The organism is Clostridium sp., assembly GCF_036639235.1.
GTDB lineage: Bacteria > Bacillota > Clostridia > Clostridiales > Caloramatoraceae > Clostridium_AB.
In genome coordinates, this window is record NZ_JAVWJB010000023.1 from 1 (window position 1) to 22,637 (window position 22,637).

Consider the following 22,637-nt stretch of genomic DNA (forward strand, 5'->3'; position numbering starts at 1 on the left):
TTTTCTGAGATAGCTAGTCCTGCAGCGTCATCTCCAGCTCTGTTTATTCTAAGACCTGATGAAAGCTTTTCCATAGCCTTAGCTGAATTAGTATTGTTAATTCCCATGTTTCTGTGTGCGTTCATTGCATTAAGATTGTGATTAATAATCATAATATGTTACCTCCCTGTTTTACCCTTTATTGCATCCTTGCATTGGGTATACCTTATATTTTGTAAGAATTATCTCTTACATTATTCTTATCGCTATGTCATTAATTAACTTTATATCTATTTTCAAAATTATCTTAAAAAATATACAGGTATATTATTGCTATATTCTATAAAGCACTGCCCATTTAATATAAATGATTTGTTTTTATATCTAAGCTCACAATTTAATTTATTATTTATTTCTATATTTTCCTTCCAATATATATTAAATAATTCTAAAAAATCTGCTCCACACCCATGGCTAGTAGAACTAAATATCCCTTTTCCTATATGTTCACTAGTAACTTTATTTATTTCCACATTATTTATATCCTTTAATGCATCATTTTTTATATTATAACTTATTAAATCATCATCCGCTCCATGATAAACTACTATTTTACACTCATTGAAAAAATCCTTATAAATTTTCTCTAAGGATAAATATTTAAGCTTTAAGTTTTCCTCTTTAGCGTAGTAGCTTTGTTTTACTTCAAATAGTAAGTTATCCTTAACCTGATTATAAAAAAATCTATCTTCATTTAAATAGCTTGGAAATACCCACGAGGAATTGTCTAATATATTAGTATAAAGTCCTTGGCATAAATAATTACATAAATATGCTAGGTAACTTCCATGGGATTGTCCCATTATAATAACTCTATTAGTATTAAAAATATAGTCATTTGAATATATAGTATTCATAACAAATAATGTTGCTAATACATTATCTAATCCTTGCATTATTCCCATATCACAAAAGTTATCTATACATTCATTACATAACTTATTAAAAGTTAACTTGGTATCAACCCTATAATCAATATTTATTATCTCGTCTAACGATCTACATCCTTGTATTTTACTTTTATACATATCGATTATACTTTGGCAATTAGTATTAAATATTGCTCCTACTATTTGCAAATTTTCATAATCACTTTGCATAAACTCCCATCCAAAATAATCACATTGAATAGTAATCAGGTTATATTTATCTGCAAATTCTTTTCTCATTTTTTTATATACATTAGAATTTGCATTACCTCCAAAACCAGGTATTAGTAGAAGTATTCCTGTTCGTTCATTTACTTCATTATCAGGAGTTGAAAAATATACCTTTAACTTTCTCTCTTTATAGTTATTCTCTAAGTAGTCCTTTTTATATATACTACTATGTGCATCTATTTCAACTTCATAACTTTTAGCCATAACATTTCTCCCTCTGCCTTTAATTATGTATTTAATATCGGTTTTTATGTAATAAAATAAAGAACTTTAGAAATTTTCTAAAGTTCTTTATTTATAAAGTATATTATTTTCTTTTTTGTTTGTAGTAATAAACAGGAATTCCTATAAGGGCTATTCCTATTCCTATTAATGCATTCATGGTATCTGTGAATAATGTATTAATAACTATGTATGCACCTCCAACAACTCCGATTATTGGAATCACTGGGTATAGTGGTACCTTATAAGGCCTTACAACATCTTTCATTCTCTTTCTTAATATAAATACTCCAAACACTGTCATTGTAAAGAATACCCACATTGAGAATATTGCAAGGTTTGTTAGTATTTCAAATGTACCTGACATAACATATATACAGCTAAGTACACACTGAAGTATTAGTGCATTTCTTGGTGTTCCACTCTTAGTTAGTGATGCAAGTTTATCACTAAAAGGTACTGTGTTCTTCTCTGCCATAGCGTATGTAACACGAGGTCCTGTTAGTACGTATCCGTTAAGGGTTCCGAATATGCTAATTATAATACCTACTGCAATAAATGATGCTCCACCTTGACCAAATAGTGCTACAGCAACATCGGATGCTATTGTTTCTGATGCTATTATCTTATCAAATGGCATTACTGATATAATTGCAATATTTATGATTACGTATACAACTACAACTGATGAAAGTCCAAGTATAATTGCCTTTGGTAGGTTTTTTGATGGGTTTTTCATCTCACCTGCCATGTTAGTTGCACTTGCCCATCCATCATATGCCCAAAGTGTTCCAAGTATTGCTGCTCCAAATCCTGTTATTGTAACTGCTGGCATGTCACTTTGGATAATTTCTGTAGAACCTGCGTTATATAGTCCAAAGAATACAAGTATAGCTATTGGTATAAGTTTTGCAACTGTTGATATACCCTGTATTCTTCCTGATAGCTTTGTTGAGTATATAGTTGATATAGTTAATGCTAAAACAACTGATATAGCTATAACTTTTTGCTGCATTGATGAAAGTGGCATTAAAAATGCTGCTTGTGTTGAAAACACAATAGCTAGTGCCGCTATACTTCCTGGGTAGTATAAAAGAGTCTGTACCCACCCAAGCAAGAATGCTGCCTTCTCACCATAAATCTCCTTAATATAGGCGTAAACCCCACCTACCTTAGGGATGATTGATGCAATTTCTGCAATAGTAAGTCCTGCTGCCATTGCTATAATTCCACCAACTATCCATGCAAGTATTCCAAGCATAGGCGAACCTGCTGCCCCAAATACTATAGATGGCTTAAAAAATATTCCTGATCCTATAACCATTCCAATAACTATTGCTATAGCATGGAACAGCCCTAATTCTTTTTTTAAGTTCATTTGTATATTTCCTCCAAGTCTTTCGTATATAGAAAACCTTTTACTTAAGTAATTTTATACTAGTAGGGTGGATTCATCAAATACCACCTCTTTAGTTTTTTGCTTCTTTAGTGGACCACATAAAAAAGGGGAAGATTACTCTCCCCCTAAATTTTATTCTTCTATTTGCTTTATTAGCTCTTCCATTTCACGAAGTTTAGTTTCTATGCTTTCTACTCTTTGGTGAACAGCATCCTCACCCTTAACTTCCATCTTAATACTTTCTAAGTCCTTTTCGATTGTTTCAATCTTGCTTATCATATCATCTACAATGTTTATTTTAGTGTTGTCCATGATTTCCTCCTTAGACCTGTATATTATTTTTTAATTTCTACTACTGTAACTCCAGTTCCACCTTCGTCATATTCTCCATCACGCATTTTCTTAACATAATGATGTCTTTTAAGGTGCTCCTGTACTCCTTTACGAAGTGCCCCTGTACCTTTACCATGTATTATTTGAACTGAATCATATCCAGCTAAAAACGCATTATCAAGATACTTATCTATTTCATAAATAGCCTCATCAACCATTTGACCCCTAAGATCAATAGATGAAACTGTAGCTTTAGCCTTTGATTTAACCATATTAGCAACGCCGGTTTTCTTAACCTGCTTTTTCTTGCTTATTTCCTCTGCAAGGCTAGTTAGTGGAACCTTTATCTTCATAACTCCAATTTGAACGTCTACCATACCCTTAGAGTCAGGTAAACTCATAACTATACCCTTTTGGGCAACAGTTGATGCATATACCTCATCTCCAAGCATAACACTTTTAACCTTCTTCATGCCATCCTTTAAAGAACTTGTTCCAATCTTGTTCTTTGATGCTTCATCAAGTTTTTCCCCAAGTGCTTTTCTAGCCTTTTCAGCATCCTTCATTGAAGCGTTTTTAGCATTCCCCTTAAGTTCATTAAGTTCACGAAGAATTGTATCCGCTTCTTCCTTAGCACGTCTTAATACTTCCTGTGCTTCTTTTTTTGCCTTATCTAGTATGTTATTTTTCTTTTCGTCTATTTTTTCACTTTTTTGAGCTAGTTCTTTTTTAAGTCTATTAACCTCATTACGAAGATGCTGCGCCTCATTTAGTTCTCTTTCAGCCTTAATAGTCTTATCTTGAAGAGATTGTATTACATTTTCAAATGATGTCTCTTCACTAGAAATCATCATTTTAGCTGATTCAATAATCTCCTCATTAAGTCCTAATCTCTTAGAAATGTTAAATGCGTTAGATTTTCCAGGTATTCCAATTAATAATCTATATGTTGGCTTTAGGGATTCAACATCAAATTCAACTGATGCATTCTCAAAGCCTTCCCTCTCCATAGCAAAAACCTTAATCTCACTATAGTGGGTAGTTGCAATAATCTTTGCACCCTTACTGTATAGGCTTTCCATAATAGCCATAGCAAGTGTAGCTCCTTCAGTTGGGTCGGTTCCAGCTCCAAGTTCATCCACTAATACAAGTGATGATGTATCTACATGCTTAATAATATCAACAATATTAACCATATGTGATGAGAATGTTGATAAACTTTGTTCTATACTTTGTTCATCTCCAATATCAGCAAATACATTTTTGAATATTGATATAACCGAACCACTAAGTGCTGGAATTGCAAGTCCTGACATTGCCATTAATGTTAGAAGTCCTGTAGTCTTCAGAGTAACCGTCTTACCACCAGTATTTGGTCCTGTAATAACAAGGCAGTTAAACTCCTTTCCAAGTCTAATATCACTTGCAACAACCTTCTCTGGGTCTATTAATGGGTGTCTTGCCTCTTTAATATCTATAATTCCACTATTATTAACACTTGGAATTGTAGCCCCCATATCAAGTGCCATCTTCCCCTTAGCCATAATAAAATCTAAGTATCCTATGTTTTTGTTATTATGAACTAATTCATCACAGTAGCTACTAACCTGGTCTGAAAGCTCCTTAAGAATTCTTTCAACCTCAGCTTTTTCCTTAAGCATAAGCTCCTTAATCTGATTGTTCATTTCAACTATAGCCATAGGTTCTATAAATAAGGTAGAACCTGATGCTGATTGGTCATGAACAAGTCCTGGAACATTCCCTTTACACTCAGCCTTAACCGGAATAACATATCTATCCCCTCTAATTGTTATAATAGGGTCCTGTAGATACTTACTATGTGAAGTTATCATTCCCTGAAGCTTTTCTTTAATCTTAGTATTCTTATCCTTAATAGATCTTCTTAATGTAAACAGTAAATCACTAGCCCTATCTGAAACCTCATCAGATGAAGCTATTACCTCTTCTATTCTTTGCTGAAGAGACTTTATATATACAAGTGTATCTACCATTTGAAAGGTTATAGGGAACATTTCGTCCTTTGAACCATCTTCAAAAAAGTCCTTAAGTGACTTTGTACACCTTAAAAGCCCAGAAATATTTAAAAGCTCCAGTGGAGTTAGGGTAAATCCCTTTCTCGCCCTATGTGCTGAATCCTCAATATTTCTAACACCATCAAATGGTAGACTACCAAATTTCAAAACTATATCAAGTGCCTCGCTAGTTTCAATTAGCTGCTCTGACACCTCATGTATACTTGTTGAAGGCATTAATTCTCTACATGTCTTCTTTCCAACTGTAGAAACAGCTCTACCCTCAAGTAAGTCTATTATTCTACTATATTCTAATATTCTTAATGTCTTATCCCTCATACATTCTCCTTTTTAAAAGTAAGATATATATATTTTACCATGTATAGGATGTGTAGTTCCAATAACTATATAACTCCTCTATAAAAATGCCCCTTAGTTATTTCGCCATTTAAGGAGTCTATCACCGCACTTTGGTAATCACCTACTAAATAATCCTTACTCTGTCCTCTTATTATAGCATCTTTATATGCCTTAATAACATTTCTAACCTGATTAATAGGTTCATCTAGGAATGTTATCTCTAAATACTCTACATTAAGTGAAAGTATATCCTTCATATGCTCTAAAGTGCAAAGAGTTTTTGAGTTGTAGATATGACTTCTACAAAGCATATCTGTATAAATAGGAAAATCCTCTCCCATTCTATCCTTCATATAATGAACCTTATCACCGCAAAGTATACTACAATCTTCCTTACCCGCCCCTAGGCTACTTCCAACCGGGCAGTGTCTACTTACCATAAGCTTTTGTCTACCATGAACATGAACCATACTACTATGGCTTGTTTTTAAGGTTATATTTTTAAGCTGCTTTAAGTTAAGCTCTGGTGATAATAATCCACTTTCGTTATTAAGTGTTTCTAATGAGTATGAATTAAATAAATTAAATCCCTTATCTAGATAAACCTTAAACCCTTCCTCTTTTAAAATCTTATATATTCCAAGATTTGAACAAAGACACTTATCTATTCCGTTTTTCTTTAGAATCTTAATTTCGTTTTTTACTTTATCCATTTCTTCTAATGCAATTTCAGAGTACCATGGGTAAATATTAATTCCCTTATTTTTAAGATCAATTAAATCCTTAAAAATACGTCTATTGAATCTTAAGTCGTCTCCACCATAAAATACTAAGTCTGCACCCTCTTCATATGAGGCTATAGCTGAATTTAGATCTACTGATGCTACAAGTGTCTTTTTATTAAACTTTCTTCCCTTGTCACTTTCAACATGAATATCCTCAGCCTTCTTAGCTCCTTGAAGGGCATCATAAAGCTTTTCTATTGCTTCCCTTCTCATAAGATTAAGCTTTGACACTGGTATTATAACATCATCTGAAACATCTATATAAATACTATCAAATTCAAATGGTGTATCCTTAAGCTTTCTAAGTGACTCATCTATCTTCTGGGGTGTTGTAGGCCTATTAATTGCCTTTTCACATTCATCTCCTAAAACAGTTATTGAAATAGGGTTATTAAATTCTCCCTCTTTAAAGGTTTCCATTCCCTTTTTAACAATATAACTATCAAGGTTAATTGTAAGACTTGGCTTTTCTCCTACATAAGCTGTGAAAACACCTGTAATCATTCTCTTAGGAGATGATTTAACCTCTATCGTTTCCTTAGCTTCACTTAAAAGCTTATTATCTGAGGACTTATAAATCTTATCTCCCTTTTTGCCGCCTTCAAGGTATACAACTGCAATATCTCCTGGCTTTGCCTCTTCTACCTCAATTCCATTTACTTCAATTTTAGATATTTTTCCGCCCTTATTCTTTGAAAAAATCTCAACACCATCTTCCTTAGCAAGGAACTTCATAAGCTTTATATGGCAGTACTTACCCTTAACTGATATAATATCACCAATATATACTCCCCAGTTTTTAGGACGAGTATAACTCATCATGTCTCCTCCCTGCTTACCGTGGAAAAAGGCTGATGTAAATCCACCTCTATTAAATATTTGAGTTACGTTTTGAACATCTCTTTTTTGAAGTCTTCCTTCAATAGCTTTCTTATAAGAAGATACTACCGTTGCAACGTATTCAAATCTTTTCATTCTACCTTCGATTTTAAGGGAGTCTACTCCTATATCAGTTAGAGCTTCTATATACTCAAGTGCTGATAAATCCTTAGGACTTAGTAAGTGGCTTTTTTCGCCTCCATCTAAACTGTATTCCATTCTACAGCTCTGTGCACAGGTGCCTCTATTTCCGCTTCTTCCACCTATCATACTGCTGTATAAACATTGTCCTGAAAAACATATACATAGGGCTCCATGAACAAATACCTCAAGTTCAGCCTTAGTGTTTTCCTTAATATATTTAATTTCTTTTAAGGTTAATTCTCTCGCAAGTACAACCCTTGTTATTCCCATTTCATAAAGCATATTAACCCCTTCTAGGTTATGTACACTCATTTGGGTACTTGCATGAATTTCAAGATTCGGTAGATGCTCCTTTAGAAGTTTTAAAAACCCTAAATCCTGGACTATAACAGCGTCTACCCCTGTTTCATATAAAAACTTAGCATATTCAAGGGCACTTAAACACTCCCTATCGTCAAGAAGTGTATTAATAGTTACATAAAGTCTAACATTGTAGCAGTGACAGAATCTAACCGCCTCTGTTATTTCTTCTCTTTCAAAATTACTTGCATATTTTCTTGCTGAAAATTCGCTTCCACCAATATATACTGCATCTGCACCATTAAGTACTGCAGCCCTTAGGCATTCAAAATCTCCAGCAGGTGCTAAAATCTCTGACATAAATTATTTCTCCAATCTAGTTTCTATCAATAATTATATACAATTGTGGTCAAAATAAAAAGAATATACTTATGGAAACTCTTATCTTTAAGGAGGAAGTTACAATGGGAAAAACACAATTCAAGTCTAGGCTTGGTTTTATATTAACTGCAGCAGGTTCTGCAATAGGTCTTGGGGCTATATGGAAGTTCCCATATATTGCAGGAATAAGCGGTGGCGGTGCTTTTTTTCTAGTATTTATACTTTTTACTTTTTTACTTGCAATGCCACTACTACTCGGAGAATTTGTAATCGGCCGAACAACATCTAAAAGTGCTATTGAAGCATATACAGAAATAGCACCCTCAACTAAATGGTATTTAGTTGGTGCCCTTGGCATGGTTACTGTATTTTTACTACTTTCCTTCTATAGTACCATTGGTGGATGGATAGTTATTTATATATTTAAGGGCCTTACAGGCAGTCTAACCGGAAATATTGATTACTCCCTATTATTCAATGAAATATCATCTAATCCATATGAAACCCTTTTAGGTCACTTTATATTTCTTTTTATAATAGTGTATATTGTGTCACGTGGAGTTGATAAAGGTATAGAAAAAGCTAGTAAAATCATGATGCCTGTATTGTTTATTATTTTTATTCTTGTAATAATACGTTCCCTAACACTTGAAGGAGCTATGGATGGGGTTAAATTTCTACTATACCCTGACTTTACAAAGTTAACCTCAAAATCAATACTCTTTGCCCTTGGTCAATCGTTTTTTGCACTTAGCCTTGGGTGTAGTGCTATGGTTACTTATAGTGCCTATCTACCACGAGAATCTAATATTAACTCTGCAACTGTTAGTATTGTTCTTATGAATTTACTTGTAATACTACTAGCAGGGCTTTCTATTTTCCCTGGAGTGTTTACCTTTAATCTAAGTCCAGCTGAGGGACCTTCACTACTATTTTCAGTTCTACCTAATGTTTTTAGTAGGGTACCACTTGGTAATATGTTTTTTGTTGGGTTTTTAATATTATTTTTATTTGCAGCATTAACCTCTGGTTTTTCAATGCTTGAAATTCTGGTTAGCTCAACAATAAAAGGAGATAATTCTAAAAGAATTAAAACATCCTTTACACTAGGTATTATAATTTTCGCTGTAGGTATTCCATCTACCCTATCATTTGGTGTACTTTCACAGTTTAAATTATTCTCACTAACATACTTTGATACTATCGATTTTTTAGTTAGCAATATTTTAATGCCACTTGGGGCACTATTTATATCACTATTCATACCTATAAATATGAAAAAAGAAAAATTGTTCAAGGTATTATCCTACCCCAAACCTATTCCTAGGCTTATTTTTAACCTTTGGTACTACTCTATACGCTATTTGGTTCCAATTTCTATAATTATAGTTTTTTTAACAAATCTTATAACTTATTAAATATAAAAAATGCACCCTATATGTTAGACATATCTAACATTCAGGGTGCACTTTATATCTACTACTTTATTTATTTTATTATCTTATCTTTAATGTTGTTTTCTTTATTTAAAATTATCTCAACCGTGCCATCTTCTTTAATAGTAAGCTTATTAGAGTTGTCTAATGTATAGTAGTATGTGTCAACTTCCTTATTATCAACTACCTTGCCATTTTTCTTCTCTTTCTCTCTGCTAAGTGTAATCATATTATCCTTAACTGAGTACTTACCACAGCATACACTCTTCTCGTTATCACTTTGGTCGTATTCTCTAATCTCATATGTAGAATCACTATACAGGGTTAAAGTATACTTATCTCCATCTGCTTCTACACCTGACCATGAACCTACAAGAGCAGCTTCTGATCCCTTAGCTTGATTAGTATCGAATTCTTGCTTAGACTTTGATTGTTGGTCAGTTCCACCTGCTATATCCTCTGCTGCATTCTTAGCATCCTCTGCTCCCTTTTTAACGTCTTCAACAGCAGACTTAGCTCCGTTCTCAAGATCTGTCTTAGCGTCATTTGCAGAACATGAAGCAAGCAGCATTGCCGCTGTAACAGCTCCTAAAACAAGTGCTGTAACCTTCTTAAATTGTTTGTTCATAATAATTTCCTCCCTAAGTAAATTAAGGCCATGCCTATATTTCTTTCTTATTATTCCCAAACAATATAAATATATGCGAATAAATCTATCTACTACAAACCCTAAAATTAATTTATGTTCTATAGCACCCGTTAATTCTCACATATTCAAAGCTTAAATCACATCCCCAAGCAGTTGCTTCATATGAACCCTGCTTTAGATTAACTACAATTGAAATGTTTTTAGAATCTAGTAACTTCTCTGCTGATGCTTCATCAAAATTTATCCCTACACCTTTTTTTACTATTTGTATGCTTTCTGTTTCATTTCTTAAAAATACATCTATTATATCCATATCTATATTAGAATCTGAATACCCAAGTGCACATATTATTCTTCCCCAGTTTGGGTCATTACCAAATAGTGCACACTTTAAAAGATTAGATGATACTACAGACTTTGCACACCCTCTAGCGTCCTCAAGTGTAGCAGCTTCCTTTATTTTAACCTCTAAAAGCTTAGTGGCACCTTCTCCATCCTTAGCAATAAGCTTTGCAAGGGTTTCGTTTACATATTCAAGTGCAGCCTTAAATTCTGAGTATCCTATACTTTCTCTACTATTAATTAATTCATTTTTACATTCTCCATTAGCAAGTATTATAGACATGTCATTTGTACTTGTGTCCCCATCTACTGAAACCATGTTATAGCTTGATTTAACACTTTCCTTAAATATATCATCTAATACATTTTTCGATATATTAGCATCTGTTGTAATAAATGCTAGCATTGTTGCCATGTTAGGGTGAATCATACCTGAACCCTTAGCAATACCTGCTATAGTACATGGAGTGCCATTTAACATAACCTCAACAGCAATCTCCTTTGAGAAAGTATCTGTTGTAAGTATTGCCTTTGCTGCATTAACTCCACCATCTACACTTACTATTTTAGCTGCATCTTCAATTCCCTTTTGAATTTTTTCCATATCTAGTGGAACACCAATAATCCCTGTTGATGCTACAAGTACACTACTACTTTCTATTGAAAGTCCCTTTGCAGTATACTTTGCCATATTTAAAGCATCTTCATATCCCTTACTTCCTGTACAGGCATTAGCGTTACCACTATTAATTACAATAGCTCTTATATTATCATTATCTATGTTTTCCTGATTATATATAACAGGAGCTGCCTTAGCCTTATTTTGTGTAAAACATCCTGATGCTATAGCTTTTTCTTCACTATATATTATTGCAAGGTCAAGATTCTTACTTTGCTTAACCCCACTATAAACTCCACCTGCTTTAAATCCTTTAACATCTGTTATTGTCTTTCCCTCTAAAATTTTCATAATTATCCCTCCTATGGTGCACATGCAATGCTATTAATACCTTCTTCTTCCTTAAACCCAAACATTATGTTCATATTTTGCACAGCCTGTCCAGCTGCACCCTTATATAAATTATCTATTGCTGAAACAACTACAATTCTATTAGTTCTTGTATCTACCTTAAAAGATATGTCACAGAAATTTGTTCCCCTAGTCCATCTAGTTTCTGGCATAGTTTTTAAAAGTCTAATAAAATGCTTGTCCTTATATTCATTTTCGTATATTTTAAATATTTCTTCTTCACTTATATTATTTTTTAAGAATCCATAACATGTTGCAAGAATACCTCTTTGCATTGGAACTAAATGGGGAGTAAACGATATTAAAGCATCCTCACTTGCCTTTTTAAGTTCCTGCTCTATTTCAGGAGTATGTCTATGTGAAGCTACCCCATATGCCTTATAGTTCTCGTTAACCTCACAGAATAAATTAGGAACCTTTGCACTTCTACCTGCACCACTTGTTCCTGATGCTGCATCTATAATAATTTTATCTCCATCTATTATCCCATGTTTAAGTAGTGGATAAAGAGCTAATATACTAGCAGTTGGGTAACAACCTGGATTAGCTATTATTTTACTATTTTTAATTTTTTCCTTATTAATTTCACAAAGTCCATAAACTGCTTCATTAATTAAATGTGGGTTTTTGTGATTAACCTCATACCATTTCTCATATTCTTTATAGTCGTCTATTCTATAATCCGCACCAAGATCTATTACCTTTACCCCCTTTTGATATGCAATTTCTACCATATCAAAGGCTGTACCATGTGGAAGTGCTAAAAATAATACATCTATTTCATTAAGTTTACTTACAGCTTCATCCATACCTATGCACTTTTCATGAATAATATTACTATAATTCCCATACATATCATCTATATATACACCTGCACTACTATTTGCTGATATAAACTTTACTTCTACCTCTTTATGTCCTAATAATATATGAAATAGCTGCTGTCCAGCGTAACCAGTAGCACCTACAATACCTGCTCTAATCATATGAACCCCTCCTATACTTTAAGCATATTATACGATATGCAGAATAATTATTCAATAATTTTTTATAAATATTTATAAATAAGTCTTGTATAATTATAAATTTATACTTATAATTATGTGTATAGGGTGGATTTAGTTATATTTGGATATGGAGGTTATAATTATGAAAAATTCTTTAAAATTCAATTTAAATAATATAAATATTAATGAATATAAAGGTAGAACAATTGTTATAAAATACGGCGGCAGTATTATGAAATCAGAATCTTGTAAGAAAGCCTTCTTTGAAGATGTAGCTTATCTTAAGGAAAATAATATTAATGTAGTTATTGTCCACGGTGGTGGACCTAATATATCTAGTGTTTTAGAAAGGGTTGGATGCGAAACTAAGTTTATTAATGGTCTTCGTGTTACTGATAAAAACACTATGGAAATAGTTGAAATGACATTATGTGGTAGCGTTAATAAGGAACTTTCAGGTATGCTTTCAAAGTATTCACTTAAGGCTATAGGACTATCTGGACGTGATTGTTCACTTATTAAGGCTCGTAAAAAATATTCATATATAAATGGAGAAAAAATCGACTTAGGATTTGTTGGTGAGGTTGAATCTATTAATTCATCATTTTTAAAAATGCTTATAGCCGAAGGTATAGTACCTGTTATTGCTCCTATTGGATTTGATGGATTGGGCAAAATCTATAACATTAATGCTGACTACGTTGCAGGTGCTGTTAGTGCCTCATTAAATGCAGATAAACTTATACTAATGACAGATGTTGAAGGTGTTTATCTAGATATTGATGATAAATCATCACTACTAAAGGAGGTTACAACCTCTGAAATAAAGAATTTAATAGGTAGTGGAGTTATTCATGGTGGCATGATTCCTAAAATGGAATGCTGCTTACATGCAATAGAGATGGGCACTAATCAGGTTCATCTTGTAGATGGACGTAGTGAGCATTCTCTAATTAATAGTGCATTTTTAAATACTACAGTTTCAACATCAATTAAGGGGGATTTTATAAATGGAAAACAAGCTATTAACTAACACATATAAAAGATTTGATATAACTTTCGAAAAAGGCTGGGGAACATACCTTTACTCAACAAATGGAGATAAGTATTTAGACTTTGTTTCTGGAGTTGCAGTTAACTGTTTAGGTCACTGCCCAGATGTTATAAAAAACGCCTTAAAGGAGCAATGTGATAAATTACTTCACATTTCAAATCTTTACTGGAGTGATATTCAAACATCACTTGCTGATAAATTAGTAAGTCTTTCTAATCTTTCATCAGTATTTTTCTGTAATAGTGGTACTGAATCAGTTGAGGCTGCATTAAAATTTGCTCGTAAATACGGTAAATCAACTGGAAATCTTAACAAAACAAATATTATTTATATGAAGAACTCATTCCACGGAAGAACAATGGGAGCACTATCTGTTACTGGTCAAAGTAAGTACCAGGAACCATTTGCACCACTTATAGGTGGTACACTTGAGTGTGAACTTAATAATATAGAATGTATTAAAAATAAGATAAATGATGATACATGTGCAGTTATTCTAGAGCCTATTCAAGGAGAAGGCGGGATTATATCACTTAACAAGGATTTTCTAGATGAAATTAAGCTGCTTTGTGCAAAACATAATGTACTTATTATATTTGATGAGGTTCAGTGTGGAATAGGTAGACTTGGTACCTTCTTCGCATATGAAAACTTTAACTTTACCCCAGATATTATTTGTCTTGCTAAGGGACTTGGAGGGGGATTCCCAATAGGTGCTACTATTGTTAATGAAAAAGTATCAAATATCTTAACTCCTGGAGATCATGGAAGTACATTTGGTGGTAACCCACTTGCATGTGCAGCTTCCCTTGCAGTAATTAATGAAATTCTTGATAAGAATATGCTTAAAGATGTTAATGAAAAATCAAAATATATATTCGATAAACTTGAAGAAATAATTAAGAAAAATCCTTCTGTTAAAAAGGCTAAGGGACTTGGACTTTTAATAGGTATTGAGGTTGAAGACCCTCAAAAGGTAGTTCTTAACGCCCTTCAAAATAAGCTTCTGTTAATAGGAGCTGGGGAAAATGTTGTTCGTCTACTTCCTCCACTAAATGTATCATATGAGGAAATAGATCAGTGTTTAAGCCTACTTCTAAACTCTCTATAAATTGGCAATGGACTGAATCAGGCATGATTCAGTCCATTTTGCTCTTTAAGTAATATTTATATATTAGCTGAAATTAATATTATAATTAGTAATGCTATTGGCATAAGTATAGGTATTAAATACCCAAATATCTTAAACATCTTATATCTACGCTTTAAATATTCCGGTGATTCAAATTCATTTATTTTCTCATCTATATTAGATGTTTTAGAGTTTACTATAAATTCGTATTTAACTTCCGATAAGCTATATGTTTGTCTTTTCATATCTATATTAACTATATTACAGTCAACAAGGTCTATATCACACTCATATCTTGCTCTAAATTCCTTAGTGTCATCTTTCCTAACAATAAAATCTAATATTAAATAAAAAAGAGATTCTGATATCATAGCCCTATAGGATTCACATGGATGTTTTTGAATAATTTTAACGTTAACCCTGTCCTTATTAGAGTTATAGGTAAATGAATGTACTCTTTTCATGTAATCACAACACTGTTTAAGCTTCTTCCCTTCTACATATATATGAAAATCTCTAATATCATAGTTCTTGTTAACAAAATATAATTCCCTACCCATGTCTATTCTCCCTTAAAGCACTTTAAATTAAATTATATACAGTTATCATAATTATTACAATTGCTGAAACATATAAAATTATTAGCTTTCAGTTAACTTACCAGGATATCTTATCATAGAATATTGAACAAGGTCTATATCATCACTTTCAAGGGTCTCAAAGATTTTAAAATCAAAGTGATCATATATAGGTATATTATCCTTATTATTAGTTTCAAGCACAATACATATATTCTTCTCATTACACTCCTCTATTAAAGGTGTAATTAATCTTCTAAAAGCACCTGTTCCCTTTAAATCTCCTCTAACAGCTAGAGTTAATACATGATAATATCCATTAGTGTTTACTGCTCTTTTATGCCATGAAATATCACTAACCTTTTTAACCACCTTGCTATTTTCAAGTATTTTTTTCTTTTCTTCCTTAGTAATACTTTTAAATAGGCTATTTTGGGCGGATAAAATAGATTTTAAGTACTTAAACCATCCCATTTCCTTCTTGTTATATCCTATTATTATCCCTTCATTTTCACCAAGTATCCTAACATTACCATGCTTCATAAATCCATTAATTTCGCTTTTTCCGTACTTAACTAAAAAACCAAACCTATCTTCTATTCCGTCTAAAGTATAATCGAGTCTTGGGTCATTTAAAAATCTGTCTGCTATAAGTCTTGAAAGTCCTTCTACTCTACTTGAGTTTATTGACATTATCCCCACCTCCAGATAGTTATAAGTATTATTTTAGTATATTTACATATATATGTAAATATACTAAAAGGCACCTAATTTTCATTAGGTGCCTTAAGGGCGTCAAAGACTATTAAACAATATTGCTATTTAGCCTTGCTTCTTTAAAGTCTTTTATTTCTTTCTTTAAGGTTGTGGCTTCTATTAAAGCCTCCATAGCCTGATTTTTTATGCTATCATTTTTCTTAATTAGTATTTTATTAACTTCCTCTGATTCTTTAAGCTTTTCTTTGAGAATTCTATTTTCCTCTTCTATTGAAATAGAATTTTCCTTAAGTCTTTGAACTTCCTTTTCTTTAAAGCTTAATGACTTTTCAAGGGTTTCAATAGTTGTAGTGATTTTAAGATTATTTTCTTCTAATAAATCATTTTCACTTTTTACGGAAACATAAGCTTCCTTTAGCTTATCATACTGGGCTCTAAGTTTTTCTTCACGATCCCTAGGTATATTAACCTCTTTTTCTATTTGTTGAAGTTTCTCGTTAGCTCTGAATAAATCATCTGCTATTGTTAAAGCAGTAAGAACAGAGGCAGAGCTGTTACTATGCATAGGATTACTTGTTAGTATATCCTTGATTATTCTATCAACATAACTTGCTATAGAATATAGATATGGTTCTGAACCATCACCTTTTAAAGTGTATTCTGCACCATTAATTTTAACTACTACTTTCTCCTTAGTCATACTAGGACACCCTTTCAATTTTGTTTAAGAAATTGTATTGTTGTAGTAATTCTACATCTAATCTAGTTATTCCTTCAAGTTTTTTTACTATCTAAGTTCTGCAGCTAATTTATCTGATAGTGCCTTAACAACACTTTCATGTACTTTATTAACTTCCTCATCCTTAAGAGTCTTATTTTCTCCTCTATAAATAAGGGCATAAGCAACTGATTTCTTACCTTCTGGAATCTGAGCTCCTCTATATACGTCAAACAGTTTAACCTCTTCAAGTATAGCCTTACCATTTTTCTTGATTATATTTTCTATTTCACCAACAGTAATATTTTCATCAACAAGCATTGCAATATCTCTTGTTACAGCTGGGTACTTAGGTAGAGCCTTGTACTTCTTCTCTGTTTTTGAAGCTTCAAATAAGCTCTCAAGATCTATTTCTGCAAAGAATACTCTATTATCAAATCCATAGTTTTCTAGTACATCTGGGTGAAGTTCTCCAAATGTTCCTGCTACCTTATTTCTAACAAGTATATTTGCTGTTTTTCCTGGGTGGTATGACATGTTTGATGCTTCTCTTTCAAATACAAACTTAGGTACTGAAAGCTTCTCAAGTAGAACCTCAATAGCTCCCTTAAGTTCGAAGAAGTCAACCTCTCCATACATTCCTATTGTAAGCTTTAACTTCTCATGTGGAAGAACATCATCACTCTTTAGGTATACCTTAGAAACCTCAAATAAGAATGCTTCCTTGTTACCCATAGCGTTGTTTCTTGAAAGTGAATCAAGTAAACTTGGCATAGTTGTTGTTCTCATAAGGCTAAAGTCTTCTCCTAGAGGGTTGCTTATCTTAACACAGTCTCTTAGAGGACTATCCTCACCTATCTTAACTAGGTTAAATACCTTAGGTGAGATAAATGAATATGTTAATGCTTCAAAGAATCCTGAAGCTACCATTGTTTCCTTAACAAGTGAAGTTAGCTTTTGCTCCTTTGTCCAAGCAGCCTCAACAGCTTCTCCCTTAATTCTAACTGATGGAATTTTATCATATCCATATATTCTAACTATTTCCTCAGCTATATCTTCTCTAATTCTAATATCTTGTCTAAATGAAGGTACTGTTATAGAAAGAATCTCATCACCTTCAACCTTCATTCCAAGGCTTATAAGGATTTCCTTCATTCTTTCAACTGTTATATCGATTCCCAGGAACTCACTAACCCAAGTTGAGCTAACTTCCATTTTGTAATCTTGTACCTTTGATGTATATACATCAATTACATCACTAATAACTTGACCTGCACCAATTGCTTCAATTAGGTGGCATGCTCTATTAATAGCAAGTTCACATAAATTTGGATCAAGGTCCTTTTCGAACTTTCCTGATGCATCTGTTCTTAGTACTAACTTCTTTGATGTAAGTCTAATATTAGTTCCATCAAAGTTAGCACACTCAAGTACAATAACATTAGTGTCTTCAGTAACTTCTGAATTCTCTCCACCCATAACACCAGCTATAGCAACAGTCTTCTCTCCGTCAGCTATAACAAGCATCGATGAATCTAGTTCTCTCTCAAGTGAATCAAGTGTTGTAAACTTCTCATTATCATTTGCCTTTTTAACTTCAATCTTACTACCCTTAATGAAATTGTAGTCAAATGCATGCATTGGTTGACCAAGTTCTAACATTACATAGTTAGTAACGTCTACTATATTGTTAATAGGTCTAACCCCTGCTTCTTCAAGGGATTTTTGCATCCATGCTGGTGATGGTCCAACCTTAACGTTTTTAACCATCTTAGCCATATATCTTCTACATAATGCATCTGAAACCTTAACATCTAAGTAGTGCATTATAGTGTCTTTATCTTCACTATAGTTAACTGCAAGAGGCTTTAGCTCCTTACCATATGTAGCTGCAGCTTCCCTAGCAATTCCGTATACTCCAAAACAATCTGATCTATTTGAAGTAATTTCGAATTCTATAGTTCCACCATTAAGTCCAAGTACTTCCTTAATGTCAGCTCCAATTGGAGTGCTTTCGTCTAGAATCATGATTCCCTGAATTTCTCCCTCATAAGGAATTCCAAGTTCCTCTTCTGAACAAAGCATTCCGTTTGATTCTACTCCACGAAGCTTACCCTTTTTAATTGTAACTCCCCCTGGAAGAGTTGACTTGTGCATTGCAACAGGAACTATATCTCCCTCTGAAACGTTTTTTGCCCCTGTAACGATTTGAATATTTTCTTCAAGTCCTACGTTAATTTGGCAAACAACAAGCTTTTCAGCATCTGGATGACCTTCTATTTTCTCTATTTTACCAGTAACTACCTTGCTAATTTCCTTACCTGTTTCAACAACTTCCTCAGCCTTTGAACCTGATAAAGTTAATGCATCAGCAACATCGTACATATTCTCATCTAGGTCTACATATTCTAACATCCATTTAAATGGTACCTTCATAACACTTACCTCCTTAGTTAAATTGCTTTAAGAATCTAACGTCATTTTCAAATAATAGTCTTATATCATCTATTCCGTACTTAATCATAACTATTCTTTCAAGTCCCATACCAAAGGCAAACCCGCTATATACTTCAGGGTCAATTCCTCCTGCTTTAAGAACCTCTGGGTGAACCATTCCACATCCTAGGATTTCAATCCATCCTTCACCCTTACATACTCTACATCCCTTACCGTCACACATAAAGCATGATACATCAACCTCTGCTGATGGCTCTGTAAATGGGAAGTGGTGTGGTCTAAACTTAGTCTTTATGTTCTCCCCAAAGAATGTTTTAACAAAAGTATCAAGTGTACCCTTAAGGTTAGCCATTGTGATTCCCTTGTCTATAACAAGTCCTTCAATTTGGTGGAATATAGGTGAGTGAGTAGCATCTACCGCATCTGATCTATAAACCTTACCTGCTGAAATCATTCTTATAGGTGGCTTATTATCTTCCATATATCTAATCTGCATAGGTGATGTTTGTGTTCTAAGAACTACATTCTCATTAATGTAGAATGTATCCTGCTCATCTCTAGCTGGATGGTTCTTTGGAATATTAAGTGCTTCAAAGTTATAATAATCCTTCTCAACCTCTGGTCCATCTGTAATAACAAATCCCATACCAAAGAATATTTCTTTAATTTCGTCTAGAACCTTATTAATTGGGTGAAGACCTCCTATTTCACGTCTAACACCTGGCATAGTAATATCTATAACCTCATTTTGAAGTCTAGCATTCTTTTCTTTGTCTTTAATTGACTTAATAGCAGTCTCAAGGCTTGATTCAATTGCTTCACGTACATCGTTAGCAATCTTTCCAACTAAAGGTCTCTCCTCAGCTGAAAGCTTCCCCATTCCTCTTAGTATACCTGTTAATAGTCCCTTTTTCCCAAGGTATTTTACACGTATTTCTTCTATACTTTGACTATTTTCTGAGGCATTAATTTCCGCTATTGCATCATTTTGAATTTGATTTAATTGATCCTTCATGTAGATAGTCTCCTTTCGTTTTGAATTTAAATATAAAAAAGCCTCCATCCCTGAAAGGGACGAAGGCTGTATTCTCCGTGGTACCACCCTAATTGGTATATTTCTATACCCACTTAAAGTAAAAATTAACGATTTCAACCGTTCTAGCCTACTAAAAACTTCAACTAGAATGCTCCAGAGGGAAACTTCAAATAACTCTTCAGTAGGTAAACTCTCAATCTACGGTTAACCCTCCCTGTAAAGGACATTATTCTACTTGCCTCTTTCAAAGCCCATTATTTCTGATTTCACTATACAATTGTACCATAAATTAGATATATGTCAATTAGCTTATCCCCTTGATATTTTCTGTCTTAGGGCCTCATATACAATAACACCATTTGCAACACCTACGTTAAGTGACTCTGCACTTCCCTCCATAGGTATTATAATAAGGTCTGTTGCAAGTGAGAAGCTTTCACTACTAACTCCATTAGCCTCATTACCTAATATAAATGCTGTATTGTTTGAGAAGTCATAATCATATAGGGATAACTTAGCTTCTAAACTTGTAGCTAGTATATTGTAATTTTTCTCGTCAAGTCTACTCTTAATAGACAGTAAACTATCTATATGAACTATAGGCATATGGAAGATAGATCCCATAGTAGACCTTAAAACCTTAGGGTTATATATATCTACAGTTCCCTTAAGTATAACTATACCAGACACCCCCGCTGCATCGCAGGTTCTAATTATAGTTCCCATATTACCTGGGTCCTGAACCCCATCTATTATGGCAACAAGATTTCCAAGTGCATCCTCTACTTCATATAGGCTTTTTCTACATACTCCTATAACTCCCTGTGGGTTAACTGTATCACATATACTCTCAAGTACACTTTCCTCAATCTCATATGTGTCAAGTCCTGAATCAAGTACCCTTTCGTATCCACTTGTTGAGTAAAGCTTACTACTATATAAAATATACTCAAGTGAGTTATTCTCTATAGCACACTCTACAAATCTTATTCCCTCTGCTATAAATAAATTCTCTGACTCTCTGTATTTCTTTTGTTTAAGTTTTTGTGCCTTTTTTACTAATTTATTATCCTTTGATATCATATCCTATTCCTACTCGCTATATTCTTCAATTACCTTTAGTGACTCTGTTCCACCTATTACAACTAGAATATCTCCTTTTTTAACGAATTCATCTGCTGTAGGTGATATATTTATATCGTTACCACGCTTAATCGCCATAACGTTAATTCCAAATCTACTTCTAATATCTAGGTCCTTAAGAGTTCTTCCAACCCACTTATTAATAGCAGTAACTTCCATTATGCTATAATCTGGTGAAAGTTCTATATAATCAAGTATACTTGATGAACATAGATTATGTGCAACTCTAACCCCCATATCACGCTCTGGGAATACTACTCTATCTGCTCCTATTTTGTATAGAACCTTAGCATGAACCTCATTATGAGCCTTTGCTATAACGTATTTCACTCCAAGTTCCTTAACTAGAAGAGTTGCCATTATACTAGCCTGTGCATCTGATCCTATTGTAATTACTGCAACATCAAAATTTCTAAGTCCTAGTGCTCTAAGTACTCCCTCATCAGTAGCATCTGCTTGAACTGCATGTGTAACATCAGGTGATATATCCTGAATTACCTCCTCATCAACATCTACTGCAAGAACCTCATTTCCAAGTGAATATAAAGTCTTTGCTATACTGGCACCAAATCTTCCAAGACCTATTATAATATATTGTTTTGAAGTCATATCTTCTCCTCCTTAACTATCCTACTATTATCTTATCTTCAGGATATCTTATTGATGTATTAGATAATCTTTGTCTATACGCAAATGCAAGTACAAGTGTTAATGGACCAAGTCTTCCTGCATACATAGTTATTATTATAGCAATTTTACCAATTGGTGTAAGTGTTGGAGTTAGTCCAAGTGATAATCCCACAGTACCAAAGGCTGATGTTGCCTCATATATAAACTGCATAAAGCTTCCCTTTTGGGTAATTGCAAGTATCATAGTAACTATTGAAACAAGCACAAAACTTATAAAGGTTATTGCTATGGCTCTATAAACAGCTGCCTTATTTAGTCTTTTTTTCATGATTTCAGTTTCTTCACGTCCGTTAATAACACTAACAATGGTCATTAAAAGAATCATCATTGTTGTTGTTTTAATACCTCCACCTGTTGAACCTGGTGATGCACCTATAAACATTAATATAACAGTTAAAAACTGTGATGCAATTGTCATATCAGTGGTAGATATTGTGTTTGCCCCTGCTGTTCTTGGTGTAACAGATGCAAATATACTAGCTACTACCTGATCTCTAACACTTAAATCACCCATGGTCTTCGGGTTATTATGTTCTAAAATAAAAAATAGTACAGCTCCAACTACAATTAATAATAATGTTGTTATCACAACTACCTTAGTATGTAATGAGTA

General features: G+C 33.3%; 20 protein-coding genes and 1 other annotated feature. Of the genes, 3 read left to right on the forward strand and 17 right to left on the reverse strand.

Annotation, left to right across the window (positions count from 1 at the left end):
- From RR539_RS06925 to RR539_RS06950, 6 genes are all read right to left on the reverse strand, one after another.
- Positions 1 to 152, reverse strand: a 152-nt coding sequence (locus RR539_RS06925) for a flagellin N-terminal helical domain-containing protein (protein WP_442878403.1), incomplete at its 3' end; no start/stop codon positions are given.
- 129 nt (positions 153 to 281) lie between these two features.
- Complete coding sequence (locus tag RR539_RS06930; RefSeq protein ID WP_332500282.1) at positions 282 to 1,403, reverse strand: DUF2920 family protein; 1,122 nt, start codon at positions 1,401 to 1,403, stop codon at positions 282 to 284.
- A gap of 103 nt (positions 1,404 to 1,506) precedes the next feature.
- Positions 1,507 to 2,799 carry an APC family permease gene (locus RR539_RS06935; RefSeq protein WP_332483605.1) on the reverse strand — a complete coding sequence of 431 codons (1,293 nt, stop codon included), beginning with the start codon at positions 2,797 to 2,799 and terminating at the stop codon, positions 1,507 to 1,509.
- 153 nt (positions 2,800 to 2,952) lie between these two features.
- Positions 2,953 to 3,132, reverse strand: coding sequence for a hypothetical protein (locus RR539_RS06940; protein ID WP_332473133.1), 180 nt, complete (start codon positions 3,130 to 3,132; stop codon positions 2,953 to 2,955).
- 23 nt (positions 3,133 to 3,155) lie between these two features.
- Positions 3,156 to 5,525 carry an endonuclease MutS2 gene (locus RR539_RS06945; RefSeq protein ID WP_332483604.1) on the reverse strand — a complete coding sequence of 790 codons (2,370 nt, stop codon included), beginning with the start codon at positions 5,523 to 5,525 and terminating at the stop codon, positions 3,156 to 3,158.
- Positions 5,526 to 5,590: 65 nt separating this feature from the next.
- The gene (locus tag RR539_RS06950; protein ID WP_332483603.1) at positions 5,591 to 8,014 is read right to left on the reverse strand and encodes a DUF3656 domain-containing U32 family peptidase; all 2,424 of its coding nucleotides are present in this window, start codon (positions 8,012 to 8,014) and stop codon (positions 5,591 to 5,593) included.
- A 104-nt stretch (positions 8,015 to 8,118) separates the two neighbouring features.
- Between RR539_RS06950 and RR539_RS06955 the strand changes: the two genes are divergently transcribed.
- The gene (locus tag RR539_RS06955) at positions 8,119 to 9,453 is read left to right on the forward strand and encodes a sodium-dependent transporter (protein WP_332483602.1); all 1,335 of its coding nucleotides are present in this window, start codon (positions 8,119 to 8,121) and stop codon (positions 9,451 to 9,453) included.
- Between the two features lie 70 nt (positions 9,454 to 9,523).
- On the opposite strand, the gene RR539_RS06960 is transcribed toward RR539_RS06955, so the two are convergent.
- The 3 genes from RR539_RS06960 to argC form a co-directional block, all read right to left on the reverse strand.
- A complete protein-coding gene (locus RR539_RS06960; protein WP_332483601.1) occupies positions 9,524 to 10,099 on the reverse strand; it encodes a copper resistance protein NlpE N-terminal domain-containing protein in 576 nt (191 codons plus the stop codon).
- 112 nt (positions 10,100 to 10,211) lie between these two features.
- Positions 10,212 to 11,432 carry a bifunctional glutamate N-acetyltransferase/amino-acid acetyltransferase ArgJ gene (argJ, locus tag RR539_RS06965; protein WP_332483600.1) on the reverse strand — a complete coding sequence of 407 codons (1,221 nt, stop codon included), beginning with the start codon at positions 11,430 to 11,432 and terminating at the stop codon, positions 10,212 to 10,214.
- An 11-nt stretch (positions 11,433 to 11,443) separates the two neighbouring features.
- Complete coding sequence (gene argC / locus RR539_RS06970) at positions 11,444 to 12,478, reverse strand: N-acetyl-gamma-glutamyl-phosphate reductase (RefSeq protein WP_332473128.1); 1,035 nt, start codon at positions 12,476 to 12,478, stop codon at positions 11,444 to 11,446.
- Between the two features lie 163 nt (positions 12,479 to 12,641).
- Here argC and argB point away from each other — a divergent pair, with 163 nt between their 5' ends.
- The gene (gene argB / locus RR539_RS06975; RefSeq protein ID WP_332473127.1) at positions 12,642 to 13,532 is read left to right on the forward strand and encodes an acetylglutamate kinase; all 891 of its coding nucleotides are present in this window, start codon (positions 12,642 to 12,644) and stop codon (positions 13,530 to 13,532) included.
- Positions 13,510 to 14,664 (forward strand): aspartate aminotransferase family protein, encoded by a 1,155-nt coding sequence (locus RR539_RS06980; protein ID WP_332483599.1) that lies wholly within the window; start codon positions 13,510 to 13,512, stop codon positions 14,662 to 14,664. The genes argB and RR539_RS06980 overlap by 23 nt, the downstream gene beginning before the upstream one ends.
- 56 nt (positions 14,665 to 14,720) lie before the next feature.
- On the opposite strand, the gene RR539_RS06985 is transcribed toward RR539_RS06980, so the two are convergent.
- The 8 genes from RR539_RS06985 to RR539_RS07020 all read right to left on the reverse strand — a co-directional run.
- The gene (locus tag RR539_RS06985) at positions 14,721 to 15,245 is read right to left on the reverse strand and encodes a hypothetical protein (protein WP_332473125.1); all 525 of its coding nucleotides are present in this window, start codon (positions 15,243 to 15,245) and stop codon (positions 14,721 to 14,723) included.
- Positions 15,246 to 15,326: 81 nt separating this feature from the next.
- Positions 15,327 to 15,956 (reverse strand): hypothetical protein, encoded by a 630-nt coding sequence (locus RR539_RS06990; RefSeq protein ID WP_332483598.1) that lies wholly within the window; start codon positions 15,954 to 15,956, stop codon positions 15,327 to 15,329.
- 112 nt (positions 15,957 to 16,068) lie between these two features.
- Positions 16,069 to 16,680 (reverse strand): cell division protein ZapA, encoded by a 612-nt coding sequence (zapA, locus tag RR539_RS06995; RefSeq protein WP_332483597.1) that lies wholly within the window; start codon positions 16,678 to 16,680, stop codon positions 16,069 to 16,071.
- 87 nt (positions 16,681 to 16,767) lie between these two features.
- On the reverse strand, positions 16,768 to 19,134 hold the full coding sequence (gene pheT / locus RR539_RS07000; RefSeq protein ID WP_332483596.1) for a phenylalanine--tRNA ligase subunit beta: 2,367 nt from the start codon (positions 19,132 to 19,134) through the stop codon (positions 16,768 to 16,770).
- Between the two features lie 13 nt (positions 19,135 to 19,147).
- Positions 19,148 to 20,170, reverse strand: coding sequence for a phenylalanine--tRNA ligase subunit alpha (gene pheS, locus RR539_RS07005; RefSeq protein WP_332500283.1), 1,023 nt, complete (start codon positions 20,168 to 20,170; stop codon positions 19,148 to 19,150).
- A 52-nt stretch (positions 20,171 to 20,222) separates the two neighbouring features.
- Positions 20,223 to 20,448 (reverse strand) — a binding site (T-box leader).
- Positions 20,449 to 20,500: 52 nt separating this feature from the next.
- Positions 20,501 to 21,274 (reverse strand): TrmH family RNA methyltransferase, encoded by a 774-nt coding sequence (locus RR539_RS07010; RefSeq protein WP_332483595.1) that lies wholly within the window; start codon positions 21,272 to 21,274, stop codon positions 20,501 to 20,503.
- A 9-nt stretch (positions 21,275 to 21,283) separates the two neighbouring features.
- Positions 21,284 to 21,943: a potassium channel family protein gene (locus RR539_RS07015; protein ID WP_332483594.1), complete on the reverse strand. Its 660-nt coding sequence runs from the start codon at positions 21,941 to 21,943 to the stop codon at positions 21,284 to 21,286.
- 16 nt (positions 21,944 to 21,959) lie between these two features.
- Positions 21,960 to 22,637: potassium transporter TrkG (locus tag RR539_RS07020; RefSeq protein WP_332483593.1), on the reverse strand; the 678-nt coding region annotated here is incomplete at its 5' end.